The organism is Hyphomonas sp. TMED31 (assembly GCF_002172815.1).
GTDB lineage: Bacteria > Pseudomonadota > Alphaproteobacteria > Caulobacterales > Hyphomonadaceae > Hyphomonas > Hyphomonas atlantica.
In genome coordinates this window covers 1-13,478 of the sequence record NZ_NHCK01000073.1, presented here as the reverse complement: position 1 = coordinate 13,478, position 13,478 = coordinate 1, and the positions used below count along the sequence as shown (strand labels likewise).

Sequence of the window (13,478 nt, the reverse complement as noted above, 5' to 3'; positions counted from 1 at the left end):
AACGTCGCAAGCCTGCTGAAGCCCGGTGGGCGCCTGTTCATGAGCCAGCGTCACGGGCCGATCCCGGAAGGCCGCCGCATGTTCGACATTTCCGGCGACGAGACCATCGCCCTCGCCGCCCCGCACGGCCTGACCAATCTCTATTGCAACCGGGCTGGCTCGATCCAGGCCGAAAACATGGCGCTGGGCATTGAATGGACGAAACTGGTTTTCCAAAAAAACTCTTGAAAGCCCTCTCGGCCCACCCCAATTATTATTGATAATCAATAATAATGGAGCAAGACATGATCGTTTCGACCACCCCGACCCTGCAGGGCCATGACATCACTGAGTACAAGGGACTCGTGACCGGCGAAGCCATTATCGGCGCGCATATCTTCAAGGATCTGTTCGCCGGCATTCGCGATGTTGTGGGCGGCCGCTCGGAAGCCTATGAGAAAACGATCCGCGAAGCCCGCGAGGTTGCCACGCGCGAAATGTGCGAGGAAGCCGCCCGGCGCGGCGGGAATGCCGTGGTCGGCGTGGACATCGACTATGAAGTCGTTGGCCAGGGCGGCTCCATGATGATGGTGTCGGTTTCCGGTACGGCGGTGACGATCAAGGCCGGCAGCTAATCCTTTGACTTGTGGGCCAGTGCTGCGGCATTGGCCTCCCAGTTCTGCCCATCGAACTTGTTCACGGTCACGTCCAGTGTCTGCCAGTCATCAAGGCACCGCCACGTCACGGCGAATCCATCCTGGTTTGAGCGCGGCACGTAGAAACTCTTGATGCCGCATGTCTTGCAGAAACGGTGTTTCGCGCCTCCCGTGTTGAACGTGTATTCGGCAAGGTTCTCCGCCCCCTGAAGAAGACGAAAGCGACTGGCTGGCACGATGACATGAATATTTCCGCTCATCGCGCAGATCGAGCAGTTGCAATCCTCGACCTCGAAGGCCGCCGGCAAATCCACCTCGAACCGCACCGCGCCGCAATGGCACCCGCCCGCTTGCGTGTTTAGTCCGGGCAGGGTCACTCTTCTTTGCTCATATGGCCTACATAGGCGTCGAGAATGGCCATGAACTTATCCACATCCTCGGTATCGAAATTGGCCTCATGCTTCAGGTCGAGGGAATAGTCGACCCCCACCGCAAAGGACTGCTGGTCCGGGCGCGGCAGGATGAAGGCGCGGCCAAACGGGTAACTGTCGTTGAAATGGTTGGTTTTTTCATGCATGGCGAGGTCTGGCACCCCTGCCATTTCAAACGTCGCAAAGATCATCGCGCTCGCGCAGGTCTTCGTTTCGTCGCAATCCATCATGCGCACCGAATACTTGAAGTTACCCTTTGTTGCATCGAGGAGAGCAACATCATCGCGTACCCACGTAAGCTCCACGTCTTCGCCGCCGGCGCGGGTCAATATGGTTGAGGCATTCTCCGGAGAAATTGGCCAAGCCAGCACAGGCAGAGCCATCATCACGGCGAGTGCCGCGCAAATTCCGCTTCTGATCATGTTGCGTCGTCTTCCTTGTTTCATCCCATCCAGACTGGCGGGCACCGGTCAATCCAGGGCTTTGCCCGTTCCAGCTGGCCAGCCAGCGAGAACAGCAATTCCTCGCTACCACACCGCCCGCCAAACATCATACCAATCGGCAGGCCCTGCGGTGCAGTTTCTGTCGGATCTGTCCAATGAAGTGGCACAGACATGGCGGGCGCGCCAATCTGATTGAACAATGGGCACAGCGGCGCAAAGCTGCCAACCGCCTCGCTCATCTGGTCTGGCGGCGCCGTCAATGCCAGCACGCCCAGCTCATCCGGCGCACGGAAGGTCGTCGGGGTCAGGATCAAATCGATCCCCTGATCCTCCAGGAATTGTTCGAACTGTATGGCGGTCAGATTGAACAGATTGTTCGCCCGTGCCAGCTCCACCATCGGCACAGTCCGGCCAAGCCCTGCCATCGCGAACGTAATTGGTTCCAACTCATCCTCGCGCACGTCCCGGCCAAGCATGGCGGCCCGCGCATCAATCGCCGCGGCGACATTGGCCGAGATGGTGAACAGCGCCGCCTTGCCAAGCGCCTCACCGTCCAGTGATGGGGCGGCTTCGACCACTTCGTGGCCCAGCTCTTCCAACAGGCGAGCTGTGGCCTCGGCACCCTCTTTCGCCTCGGCGCTCATTTCCGTGCCGTTCGGTGCGGTCCGCCAGAGCGCAATCTTCAGCTTCTTCGGATCGCGCGAGACCGCGTTGAGATAGGTGCCCTCAGGCGCCGGCGCGACATAACGACTGCCAGTCTCCCGGCCATGCGAGGCGTCCAGCAGGGCGGCATTGTCGCGCACGGTCNGGCTGACGGCATGGACCGTCGACATGCCNTTCCAGTTTTCTGTCTGAAGCGGNCCCATCGGGGTGCGCCCGCGNGAAGGCTTCATGCCGAACAGGCCCGTGCAGGACGCCGGAATACGGATTGATCCGCCGCCATCGCTGGCCTGCGCCAAGGGCACAACTCCTGCCGCAACCGCCGCCGAGGCGCCGCCGGACGATCCGCCAGACGTCCGCGTTACATCCCACGGGTTGCGCGTCTGGCCGTAGAGCGTGGATTCCGTCGTCGTGGTCAGTCCGAATTCAGGGCTGGTCGTCTGNCCGAACATGACCAGGCCCGCCTTGCGATAACGCTCTGTCAGGACCGAATCCCGCTCGGCAACATGCCCCTTCCAGCTGACGGACCCATTGGTGAGCGGAGCGCCCTTCAGGGCAACNCCCAAATCCTTTGTCAGGAACGGGACGCCTGCAAAGGGGCCATCCTTNGGCACATCTGCCAGCTGCGTCTCTGCCATGTCCGGATAGAGCGCGGAAAAGCAATTCAGCTGCTCCTGCGCGGCACGGGCGCGGGACACCGCCTCGTCCAGCAACTCTTTTGACGATACTTCCCCAGTTCGGACCAGCTCCGCCAGTCCCATCGCGTCAAACGCCGCATATTCCTTCATTCCGCCCTCCTGTTTTGAAGGCAGTTTGGAACGTGAANGCAGAGAAGGAAACCCCTAGTCCTGTGGTGGTGGCGGAGGATCACGCCGATCACGGCTGCGCCGGTCCGGCCCGCGCGCCAGCAAGTCCGCCATGGCGGCGCGCTGATCTGATGGCAGAGCCTCCAGACGCCCGATCATGGCTTCATGTGTTGCGGCATGCACGTCCTGCTCACTGGACCGCAGAGCGGCAAACGCTTCGCGAACCTGCTCTGCGTTAAAGGGGTCTGTCTTGAGGGCCTTTGCAAGTTCCTCTCGCGCTGCGTTGCGCACTTCGCGTTCAGGCCGCGATTCCCGATACGATTCACGCATCAAGCCGAACATGGCCCGGCGGGTGTCTGGTGAAATGTCGCGCTCGACACTCGGGCGATCCCTGCCCCGGTCACGATCNGGCATCTGGCGCACGAGCATNCCGGCAATCAATCCAAGCAAAAGCAGGTTGAACAAGAGGGAGACCGTCAACCAGAAGGAAATGCGGCGCGGTTTCGGCGCGGACGTATCGCTCATTGCATCACCTCTTCTTCAAGTTCCAGCGTGTACGTNTCAAACCCGAGCGCAGCNTAGACAGCNGCNTCGNCTTGTTCGTCCTGCGTCGTGACNGGCTGCGCAACGCTCATCCCGGCGAACAGGCCAACCGTGAGGGAGGCCAGAGCCCCTGCCGGAATCCAGACCGGCAGCTTCCAGCGAGATGACCGGGCCGACCGGGGTTTCGGTGCAGATGCAATCAACGTTTCGCGCAAGGCAGGCGATGGCNAGACATGAGGAATGTCTGCAAACAGACCATCCAGAGCCTGCGCCTCAGACAGCGCTGTTGCAAACCGGGCGGGGTGGTCTGCCATGCGCGCTTTCGCGGCGGCTCGCTCGGCCTCCGGGAACATGTCCGGATCNGCCCCNTAGGCTTCGATCAGGGCCAGAACCCGCGCGTCTGTGATCATCTGTCCGCTCATGATGCGGCCCTCTCCAACAGGCTGGCTCTCAATGTGCGACGTGCACGGGCCAGCAAACTTTCCAGCGCCTCCACGCTGACATCCATGATGTCTGCCGCTTCGGCTTGTGAGTGTCCCTGCAANGCGCACAGCGTCAAGGCAGCGGCCTGGCGTTCCGGCAAGTGGGAGATTGCATCCTCCACGGCGCGGACGCGCTGGGACTGGTCCAGCAATTCTGCTGGTGTCATGGCCGGATCGGTGCGTTCCGGCAGGTGTTCCATCGTTACTTCCCGGCGCTTGCGCAGCCGATCATAACAGAGATTGAGCGCCACCCGGTGCAGCCAGGTGGAGAATTTCGCCCGTGGCTCCCAGGTCGGAAGCGCTTTCCAGGCGCGCAGGAANGTTTCCTGCGTCACGTCTTCCGCCTCCGCGGCATCCCCCAGCATCCGGGTCGCCAAAGCGAGGACGCCGCTGCTGTAGCGGTCGACAAGGCTGGAGACAGCAGCGGGATCGCCCGCTGCCGCTCGTGTAATCCGGTCGAGGTCTGAACTGAAAGCCAAGACAGGTTTCTTAACCGAAGACGGGCCGGAAGAGGTTGGTCATCTCGTGAGTCACGCGAACACATCACACGCTTCCGGCCCATTCAGCAAGTCCTACCCTATTCCGGGCGTGGGCCGTCGCCCCGCTTGTGCCACTTGCCGTGACGCTTGCCCTTCATCTTGGACTTCATGTCCTCCATTTCTTCGGCGGTGATCACGCCATCGCCATCCGCATCAAGCTTGTCGAAACCAGGATGCCCGCGATCATCGAGTTCGTCGATGCTGATCGTGCCATTGCCGTCTGCATCCAGCTTGGCGAACATCTCAGCCTTGCGCTCGGCNCGACGTGCNGCGCGTTCNGCTTCACGTTCCGCCTTTTTGGCTTCGTGATGCGCATCGAGNTCGGCCTGCGTCACGGCNCCNTCGCCATTTGCGTCGATTTCAGCGAAACGCGCNGTGCGGTGCGCTTCCATTTCTGCTTTGCTGATGTTGCCNTCANCATTGGTGTCGATCTGCTTGATCATTTCTTCCATNCCACCGCGAGGGCCNTGTGGGCGGTCTCCACGCGGACCATCACCCGGCTGGGCCAGAGCCACAAGCGGCAGGGTCAGCGCAGCAATGGCGGCAATCGAAGCAGTTGCGAGAGTAGTGCGTTTCATTTGGAAAAACTCCGTTCGTTTTACTCACCCATCGCGTATTGAACGGACCGGCCCACCTAATCCGTCGCGGGCAGATGAAGTTTTTCTGCGCAAAGCGCATGAACCCTTGATTTCAATGAAGATATTTCTGCTTCCAGCGCTGCAAAACTGTCGACGCCCACTGAACGACACAGGCGATCCTTGAGGCCTTCCGGCATCACGCCAGCCTGCACATCGCTGCCCAGCGCAAGGCGATGCACCTGTTGNAGCGATTGCAGGAANGTCACGCCCTCGATCAGCATGGATCGTTCAGCGTCCGGCAGGGTAGAATGCGCAATCGCCTCGCGCGTGTTGGCNCGGATCGCCTCCGGCTTGCCACTCAACAACATNTCCTGCTGCACGACAAACTCGGCGTCCACCAGTCCGCCTTCGGCTGTTTTCAGATCCCACAATCCCTTGCCGGGTTTTTCNCGGTAGAGCCGCTGGCGCATATCGCTGACGTCTCTTGCGATGGTGCCGTCATCCTTTGCGGCCCGCGAGACAATCGCCTCGCATGCAATCGTCATGATCTGATGACTGAGCGCCTCATNCCCCGCAACGGGGCGCAGCCGTGTCAGGGCCATATGCTCCCACGNCCATGCGTCCTTATTCTGGTACCGCTCAAAGGCAGGCACACTCNCCGCCACCGGGCCTGCCCCGCCAGATGGGCGCAGCCGCATGTCCACTTCGTAGAGATCGCCCTCCGCCGTCGGCGCAGTCAGCGCGGTGATCAGGCGCTGGGTAAACCGTGTATACCAGGTCTGGGCTTCCATCGGGTCGGCGTCGTAGATCACGATCAGGTCGAGGTCCGATCCGGCGGTCAACTCCCGTCCGCCCAGCTTGCCCATTGCGAACACCGCCCAGCTGCCCGGCCTCGGCCCATACCGATTGGCCGTTTCCCGCTCCGCCGCAGCGGCCATCTCCCGAATGGTGTCATCGGCCAGGTCAGACCAATGCGTTCCGGCGTCCCGTGCCTGAATCAACCCGTGCANCAGACGGTGTCCGATCAGGAAATTCTGTTCACGGTGATACCGCCGCCACGAATCCAGTGCGCCATCAAAACTGACATGCTCATCAATCACCGGGCGGGACGGCTCCTGATTGCTGACCAGTGCCTCCAGCAGGTCTGGCCGGCGCGACAGGATCTGCGCCAGGCGCGGAGCCAGGGCCAGGGTGGAGACAAGATCGTCCAGCAATGTCTGCTCTGCCAGCAGCATCGACAACGTCTGCACACCCGATGACAGGCCCTCGAAAAAGCGGGAGAACCAGCGAAACGCCTCGTCCGCCTCCCCCGTCTTGCCCATGGCCGCCAGCATGCCNGGCAGCAAGGCCGTCAGCAATTCCCGCCCACGCGCCGTGCGGGTGGCGGGGACGCGGCCCCGGTGCCAATTGCGGATCGTGTCGATNGCGGCGCTCGGATTGCTGAAGCCAAGTGACGCCAGGGTTTCGATTGTGCCCGGATCATCATCCACACCNGTGAAGACGAGATTTCCGAGCGAATGATCCTCCAGCGCGCGATCCTCATGCGCGAACAGGCGATCATANTGCGCCTGCACACAGCGGCGCGTGGCTTGAAGATCGAGGTCGAAGGCCGCGAGATCGTCGTAGCCGCACATCAACGCCACATCGCGNCGGTCGTCTTCTCCGGCGGGCACAATATGGGTNTGCTCGTCGCGGCGCATCTGGACCCGGTGCTCCAGATTGCGCAGGGCCAGATAGGCCGTATTCAGCTCATCCGCCGTGTCCGGCTCGACAACACCCGCCTTCGTCAGGGCTGCCAGCGCGCCGAGCGTGGAATTGTCCCGCAATTCAGGCTGGCGTCCGCCAAGGATCAGCTGCTGTGTCTGCGCAAAGAATTCGATCTCTCGAATGCCGCCCGGCCCCAGCTTCACATCCGGTGACACGGTTTCGAAATCGGCCCGCCCCACCTTGCTGTTGATCATGCGCTTGATGGCCTGAATGTCGCCAATCGCCCAATAGTCCAGATTGCGCCGCCAGACGAAAGGCGACAGGATCTTCAGGAAACGCGCTGCGCTCTCCCGATCGCCCGCCGTGGGCCGCCCCTTGATCCAGACCATGCGCTCCCAATTCTGCCCNACACTCTCATAGTAGAGGTCCGCCATCCGTGTAGAGACAGCCAATGGTGTGGAGGATGGATCNGGNCGCAGGCGCAGATCGGTCCGGAACACATACCCGTCTCCGGTCAGTTCCTGCATGATGCGGACAATATCGCGCGCGANACGCTGCGCGGTCTCCCCGGCTTCATAGTCCCCGGCCATGAACACGCCGGGTTCGTAGAAGACACAGATGTCGATATCGCTGGAATAGTTCAGCTCATACGCGCCCATCTTGCCNAGCGCGACAGCAAAGATNCCCGCCCCGNCCACACCGCGGCGCGCCAGTGTCACGCGCAGGGCCGCCTCAAGACAGGCCTCGGCAAACTCGCTCAGCGCCCGCGTTACACTCATCACGGGCAGTATGCCGGACAGGTCTTCTGCCGCCAGCGACAGGTGCAATTGCGCCTTTGCCTTGCGCATCACGGTCATGGCCTCGGCCTCCGGCAAGTCCGCCGGAATATCTCTCACCGCNTGCAGCGCATCGCGCCAATGGCCGCNTGTGCCCGTCTCGTGCAGGCGGCGCAGATAAGGCGCAGANGGCAAGACCCGCTCCAGCGCNGCTTCNGGCGTNTCGGCGATGGGCGAAATCGTCAGCATACAGGTCTCACACTCTTGGCAGGCGAAGCGTGGCNTTCAGGCCCGGTGCGTCCGCGGGTCCGTCCGCATCATCCAGGATCAGTGCGCCGCCATGCATGTCCGCCACCGAATCCACCAGTGCCAGACCAAGGCCAGAGCCCGGCTGGGTCCGCGCGGAATCCATGCGCTGGAAGCGTTGCACAACGCGTTCNCGCGCCTCAACCGGCACACCGGGCCCGGAATCGATCACGGTCATGTCCACCGTCCCNTTNGGCCCGCGCGTNATGGAAAAGCTGATNTCGCCGCCTTCGGGCGTATACTTCACNGCATTGTCGAGCAGGTTCGAGAGCGCCTGCCCCACAAGGTCCCGGTCAGCAAGCACGACCAGATTGCGCGAAATCTGGCTCTTGAAACCGAGCCCGGCCTCCTCGCACGCCGGATCAAACAGTTCGGCCAGCTCTTCGCCCAGTTCGGAAACATCCATCCGCACCCGCTCGCCTTCTGCGCCCGCCTCAAGCCGGGCAAGGCGCAGGATGGCGTTGAAGGTGCCCAGCACGCGGTCCACCTCCAGCACGGTCTCTTCCAGGGTNGCNTCCGCGCTTTCCCTCGTCATCGGCTCTGACAGGGCAATCTCCAGCCGGTTGCGCAGACGAGACAGGGGCGAGCGCAGATCATGTGCGATGGCGTTGCCGGTGTGGCGGGTNGAATCGACCAGCTTCTCGATCTGGTCCAGCATGGCATTGAGGCGTGAGGCGAGACGGTCAAACTCGTCACCAGACCCCCGCACAGGCGCGCGGCGCCCCAGTTCTCCGCCCATCACGGCCTCCGCCGTCCGGGCCAGTTCATCCGCTCGTCGCGCAGCCCCGCGGGAGATCAGGATGCCGCCCAACAGGGAGAAGATCAGCCCGATCGGCGCGGCGATGAAGATTGCCCGCTGGATCCGTCCGACAATCGCAGTCTGCTGTTCGGTGTCAAACGCGACCAGCAAGGCCCCGCCATTGTCGCGCAGGCGTACAATACGGCCCGCCGCTGGCCGGAATATCTCCGTACCGTCCGGTTCATGCTGCAGGAATTCGAAATAGACGGTCTGCACATCCTCTTCCGGCGGCGTGGTTGGCATTCGTCCGAAATGGCCGGCAATCTTCCGGCCCGAGGAATCTTCGAGATANTAGAAATAGGTGGAGCCCGTCCGCGTCATGCGCTCCAGAACNGACTGNCTGAGCCGCTCCATACCGCCGGTNAAGTAGGCATTGCCGAGCTGCTCGAATTCGAGGTCCATCCGCCGCTCGCTCTCCGCGCGGATGTAGTAGACCGTCGAATAGTAGAGATAGACCAGCAACGCAGCCGAGAACGCCGCAAACATGGCGCTGTAGATCAGCGCCAGTTTGAACGTTGTCGTCTTCAGGAANGTCGGCAGGGCAAGTTTCATACAGCGCTTGGTGCCAGCCGCCTGCGCGGGCGTCTAGCCCTGCAGGCGATACCCGGCGCCGCGCACCGTATGAAGCAGAGGCTCATCGAATTCCTTGTCTATCTTCGCGCGCAGGCGAGAAATATGCACGTCGATGACATTGGTCTGGGGGTCGAAATTGTAATCCCACACCTTCTCCAGCAACATCGTGCGCGTCACGACCTGTCCNGCATGNCGCATCAGATACTCCAGCAGGCGGAATTCGCGCGGCTGCAGGTCAATCTTCTGGCCAGCCCGCGTCACCTTGCGGGTCAGCAGGTTCATTTCCAGATCGCCCGCCTTGAGAACGGTGATTTGCTGCTCCACCGGCAGGCGGCGGCCCAGCGCCTCAACGCGCGCGGCCAGCTCCGCCGGGGCAAACGGCTTGGCCAGGTAATCATCCGCGCCAACCTTCAGGCCCTGCACCCGGTTCTGGACATCGCCCAGCGCCGACAGGAAGAGGGTTGGCGTCTTGCCGCCAGCCTCACGGTATTCCTTGACGAGCGTCAGGCCGTCCTTCTCCGGCAGCATGCGGTCGACCACAAGCGCATCGAACTCCGATGATCTTGCCAGGGCCAGGCCACTGTCGCCATCTGTGGCCATGTCGACGCGGTGGCCCGCCTCAACCAGAACCTTCTCGATAAAGCTGGCCATTTCAATATCGTCTTCAATCACGAGTACATGCATGGCGTCTTCCTGAACTGTCTGCAGCATCAGACCCTCCTATTCGGCGTCCGACAAATCAATTGTGCGATAATTCGTGATCTGCCCNATNCGGACAGCGACCAGAACTTTCGTGCGATTGGCCCGCTTTGCATCGCTGATGGCCTTGCGCAGGGCATCAACGCTCGTTGCGGGCTTATTGTTCACTTCGAGGATCACCATACCGGCCTGGAAGCCAGCTTCCTCNAGCACGCCATCCTTTGAAACCTTGGTGATCACGAGGCCNTTCTCNCCGGCTTTCAGGCCAAGGCGTTCGCGCAATTCGTCGTCCATCTGCTCGAACGTGCCACCGACTTCGGAAACCACCTGGCCATCCTCGACCGCNTCATCCGATGGGGACGAACTGGAAGGTGTGATGTTCGCATTCGGATTGCTCGGGCGTTCGCCNACNGTCACGTTGATNGTCTGTTTCTTGCCGCCGCGAATGATTTCAAACCGGTTGGCGGTGTTCGCAATCAGCTTTCCGACNAGGCGCGTGGTGGAGGTTGCGTCCGTCACCTTGTCGCCATTGACGGACAGGATGATGTCGCCGCGTTCCAATCCGCCTTTCTCGGCCGGGCTGCCGCTGGTCACGTCAGCGATGATCGCCCCTTTGGCATCCTTGATGCCCTGGGCTTCCGCCATATCCTCGGTCAGATCCTGAATCGCAACGCCCAACCAGCCACGGGACACTTTCCCGTCCTTGATCAGGGCCTTGGTGACTTCATCGGCCAGTTCTGCCGGAATGGCAAAGCCGATGCCAACCGAACCACCCGTTGGAGAGAAGATCGCNGTGTTCACACCGATCACATTGCCGTTCAGGTCAAAGGTCGGACCGCCGGAATTGCCGCGATTGATCGAGGCGTCAATCTGAAGGAAGTCTGTGTACGGGCTGTCAGGGCCAATCTCGCGCCCGTCAGCTGACAGGATGCCCGCGGTGGCTGTTCCGCCGAGGCCGAATGGGTTGCCCAGCGCCACGACCCAGTCACCTTTGCGCATGGTGTGGGAGTCGCCGAAATTCACAAAGGGGTATTCGCCCTCTTCCGTCACGCGCAGCACGGCGAGGTCTGTCTGGGCGTCCTTGCCGACCAGTTCAGCGTCCAGTTCGCGGCCATCCTGCAAGACAACCTGAATTGCGGTCGCGCCATCCACGACGTGATTATTGGTGACGATGTAGCCATTTTTCGAGATGAAGAAGCCCGAGCCGAGCGAACGCCCTTCCTGGGTTTCCGGCTCTTCTTCCTCTTCCTGGCGGCGTTGTTCCATGAACTCGTCCAGGCCAGGCATGCCGCGGAACTGTTCGAAGAATTGCTGCATGTCTGCCAGGCGGCCAACTTCGCGCTCCGTGGTAACATTCACGCTGACAACCGCAGGCTCGACCTGCTCGATCAGGTCCGCAAAGCTGAGCGGTGCACCANGTGGNGCTTCAATCTGAATCGGCTGGGCGCCGGCCTCCGGGCTGAAGACCTGTGGGGCCAGAGAGAAAGAGCCCACCATCGCGACGCCTACCAGCGCTGCTACCATGGCCTGTCTCGATATGCCGATTGTCTTCATTCCTGTCTCCAAGTCACTGAAAAATTTGCCGGTATTGGGCATGTGGTCCAAACATTANCCTGCCACAAGCATTGTGGTCATTAAAAGACAGCAAGGTTATTTTGCCTGAATTCCCCATAATTGGCACCGCACCACACGGTATTCCCTCAACTGCCCGATGACTGCGGCGAAATCAGGGTAAATCTGAGGGTAATCCTCCACCGCGCTGTTTCCCCAATAAATTTTTCGCATCCCCGGTGAATTCCCTTGTAAGACTCGAATTTTCGGCCCATTCTGTAATAACAACAGGCTTTGGGGGGTATTTCCGCAATCACGCCATGTCTCTTTTGCCGCCCGTCGGCACCNGGGACCGGGCGTTTGCATTCGGTCGTGGAGGGCTGCCCCCGAACAAGTTGCCGGCGTCGCACAGGCCCTTACGGGAACTGCGGCATATGCCTCCGGAGGCAAAGGTCCCTGCCAGGACTCACCTTCCGGGCCATTGCAATCGTCAAGCGCGTCCCCACCCAGCTGACGAGTGTTATGGAGCGGCGTCGGCATCCCACGACAGGAAGACTCCCCCACTCACCGCCGCGCGTTTNCTGGCGCGTCCTGTTTGCTGGCCACTCTTGATTTCCCCAGGCGCGAATGCTCTTGAGCGAGCATTGCCCCGGCCGGGGAAAGGACAGACACGCATGTCAAAACCACTTTCTCTCTTGCTGACAGCGCTGGCCACAGCCGCGCTCGGCATCTCTGCCTGGATGTTCGCGCCGCCGGGAACGCTGCTCCTGACGCTNTGCCTNGGCGCNCTCCTTCTGGCGCTCAGCATCATNGACATTCGCAGCTTNACNCTGCCCGATCCCCTGACAGCCGGAATTGTCCTGCTGGGCATCGCCATGGTCTGGCTGACACGCCCGGAGGAATGGCGAGCGCATGCCATTGGCGGCCTTGCCGGATATCTCGTGCTGGTCGCCATCGAAGTCGGCTATCGCCGCCTGCGCGGGCGGGACGGCATCGGGCGCGGTGANGCGAAACTCCTCGGCGGTCTTGGCGTCTGGACGGGGTGGATGGGTCTTGCGCCCATNATGCTTGNGGCGTCTGCTTCCGCCTTGATCGGCGTCATTGCGCTGGCCGTGACAGGCATTCGCAAGGCAGATGCCGACACAGCCATCCCGTTCGGGCCGTTCATTGCGCTTGGTGGATGGGTGGTCTGGCTTGGGGCGCCATACCTTCTGCCGGCTGGCGTCTACTAGACGTCTTCCGGCGCGATCGGTTCAACCGGTGCTGCCTTGCGAGAGCGGGCAATCTGCAGGCCGATCCAGCCGCCNATCAGCAATAATGCGAATGGCAGGCCCCACAGCATCCAGCCAGCCACGCCCTCCGCCTTCGGACGGAACAGGACAAACTCGCCATAGCGATCTTCAAACCAGGTNCGAACCTCTTCGTCGCTTGCGCCTTCCTCAACAAGGGTGCGAACACGTGCGCGCATGTCCTCGGCAATCGGCGCAGAGGATTGCGAGATTGGCTCATTCTCGCACGCCACACAGCGCAGCTCCCGCATTAGATCCTGCGCGCGGGCCTCTTGTTGCGGATCGTCCAGCGCCACGTCTTCGGCAAACGCCGCACCCGCCAACACGACACTGATCAGGATAATGATGATCTGCTTCATGCTTTCCGCCTCGGCCACAGGCTGAACACACCGCCCAGCGCCATCAGGANTACGCCGAAGTATAGCAGATCNATCATCGGGTTGTAGTAGACGCGGAACACCCAGCGCGGTTCGCCCTCCACCATGCGCTGTTCGCCCAGCGCCGCATAGAGATCGCCCGTGCCGGTCTTGTGGATCGCGGTTTCCGTGGTCGGCATCTGCGCGGCCGGGTAATAGCGCTTCATCGGGGTCATCACNGCGCGGGATCCNCTNCGCGCAGCCGTCAGAACCGCGCGGTCAGCATACCAGTTCGGTCCCTCAAT

Annotated in this window: 14 protein-coding genes and 1 pseudogene; 3 read left to right on the top strand and 12 right to left on the bottom strand. The window is 61.5% G+C overall.

Annotated features, from left to right (window positions below):
* Positions 1-228, top strand: a pseudogene (locus tag CBB91_RS11115) (SAM-dependent methyltransferase); the annotation flags it as partial.
* Between the two features lie 56 nt (positions 229-284).
* Positions 285-614, top strand: a complete 330-nt coding sequence (locus CBB91_RS11110; RefSeq protein WP_035550020.1) for a heavy metal-binding domain-containing protein — start codon at positions 285-287, stop codon at positions 612-614.
* Here the strand turns inward: CBB91_RS11110 and CBB91_RS11105 are convergent.
* From CBB91_RS11105 to CBB91_RS11060, 10 genes are all read right to left on the bottom strand, one after another.
* Positions 611-1,006, bottom strand: coding sequence for a GFA family protein (locus CBB91_RS11105; RefSeq protein WP_288145311.1), 396 nt, complete (start codon positions 1,004-1,006; stop codon positions 611-613). The two genes, CBB91_RS11110 and CBB91_RS11105, sit on opposite strands and share 4 nt — an antisense overlap.
* Positions 1,007-1,008: 2 nt before the next feature.
* Positions 1,009-1,488 carry a YbjN domain-containing protein gene (locus CBB91_RS11100; protein WP_272982121.1) on the bottom strand — a complete coding sequence of 160 codons (480 nt, stop codon included), beginning with the start codon at positions 1,486-1,488 and terminating at the stop codon, positions 1,009-1,011.
* Between the two features lie 20 nt (positions 1,489-1,508).
* Positions 1,509-2,957, bottom strand: a complete 1,449-nt coding sequence (locus CBB91_RS11095) for an amidase (RefSeq protein WP_273014110.1) — start codon at positions 2,955-2,957, stop codon at positions 1,509-1,511.
* 54 nt (positions 2,958-3,011) lie between these two features.
* Positions 3,012-3,500, bottom strand: coding sequence for a periplasmic heavy metal sensor (locus tag CBB91_RS11090; protein ID WP_273014109.1), 489 nt, complete (start codon positions 3,498-3,500; stop codon positions 3,012-3,014).
* 436 nt (positions 3,501-3,936) lie between these two features.
* Positions 3,937-4,479: an RNA polymerase sigma factor gene (locus CBB91_RS11085; RefSeq protein ID WP_035549882.1), complete on the bottom strand. Its 543-nt coding sequence runs from the start codon at positions 4,477-4,479 to the stop codon at positions 3,937-3,939.
* Between the two features lie 98 nt (positions 4,480-4,577).
* A complete protein-coding gene (locus CBB91_RS11080; RefSeq protein WP_273014108.1) occupies positions 4,578-5,117 on the bottom strand; it encodes an EF-hand domain-containing protein in 540 nt (179 codons plus the stop codon).
* A 56-nt stretch (positions 5,118-5,173) separates the two neighbouring features.
* The gene (locus CBB91_RS11075) at positions 5,174-7,795 is read right to left on the bottom strand and encodes a bifunctional [glutamine synthetase] adenylyltransferase/[glutamine synthetase]-adenylyl-L-tyrosine phosphorylase (protein WP_273014107.1); all 2,622 of its coding nucleotides are present in this window, start codon (positions 7,793-7,795) and stop codon (positions 5,174-5,176) included.
* A gap of 61 nt (positions 7,796-7,856) precedes the next feature.
* Positions 7,857-9,257, bottom strand: a complete 1,401-nt coding sequence (locus CBB91_RS11070) for an ATP-binding protein (protein WP_273014106.1) — start codon at positions 9,255-9,257, stop codon at positions 7,857-7,859.
* Positions 9,258-9,290: 33 nt separating this feature from the next.
* Entirely contained in the window at positions 9,291-9,962 is a 672-nt protein-coding gene (locus tag CBB91_RS11065) for a response regulator transcription factor (RefSeq protein ID WP_035550031.1), read from the bottom strand.
* Positions 9,963-9,998: 36 nt separating this feature from the next.
* Positions 9,999-11,531 (bottom strand): Do family serine endopeptidase, encoded by a 1,533-nt coding sequence (locus tag CBB91_RS11060; protein WP_273014104.1) that lies wholly within the window; start codon positions 11,529-11,531, stop codon positions 9,999-10,001.
* A gap of 671 nt (positions 11,532-12,202) precedes the next feature.
* On the opposite strand from CBB91_RS11060, the gene CBB91_RS11055 reads away from it, so the two are divergent.
* Positions 12,203-12,760 (top strand): A24 family peptidase, encoded by a 558-nt coding sequence (locus tag CBB91_RS11055; protein WP_273014103.1) that lies wholly within the window; start codon positions 12,203-12,205, stop codon positions 12,758-12,760.
* On the opposite strand, the gene CBB91_RS11050 is transcribed toward CBB91_RS11055, so the two are convergent.
* Together CBB91_RS11050 and CBB91_RS11045 are read right to left on the bottom strand one after the other, a co-directional pair.
* Positions 12,757-13,176 (bottom strand): cytochrome c-type biogenesis protein, encoded by a 420-nt coding sequence (locus tag CBB91_RS11050; RefSeq protein ID WP_273014102.1) that lies wholly within the window; start codon positions 13,174-13,176, stop codon positions 12,757-12,759. The genes CBB91_RS11055 and CBB91_RS11050 overlap by 4 nt on opposite strands.
* Positions 13,173-13,478: cytochrome c-type biogenesis CcmF C-terminal domain-containing protein (locus CBB91_RS11045; protein WP_273014101.1), on the bottom strand; the 306-nt coding region annotated here is incomplete at its 5' end. The genes CBB91_RS11050 and CBB91_RS11045, both read right to left, overlap by 4 nt.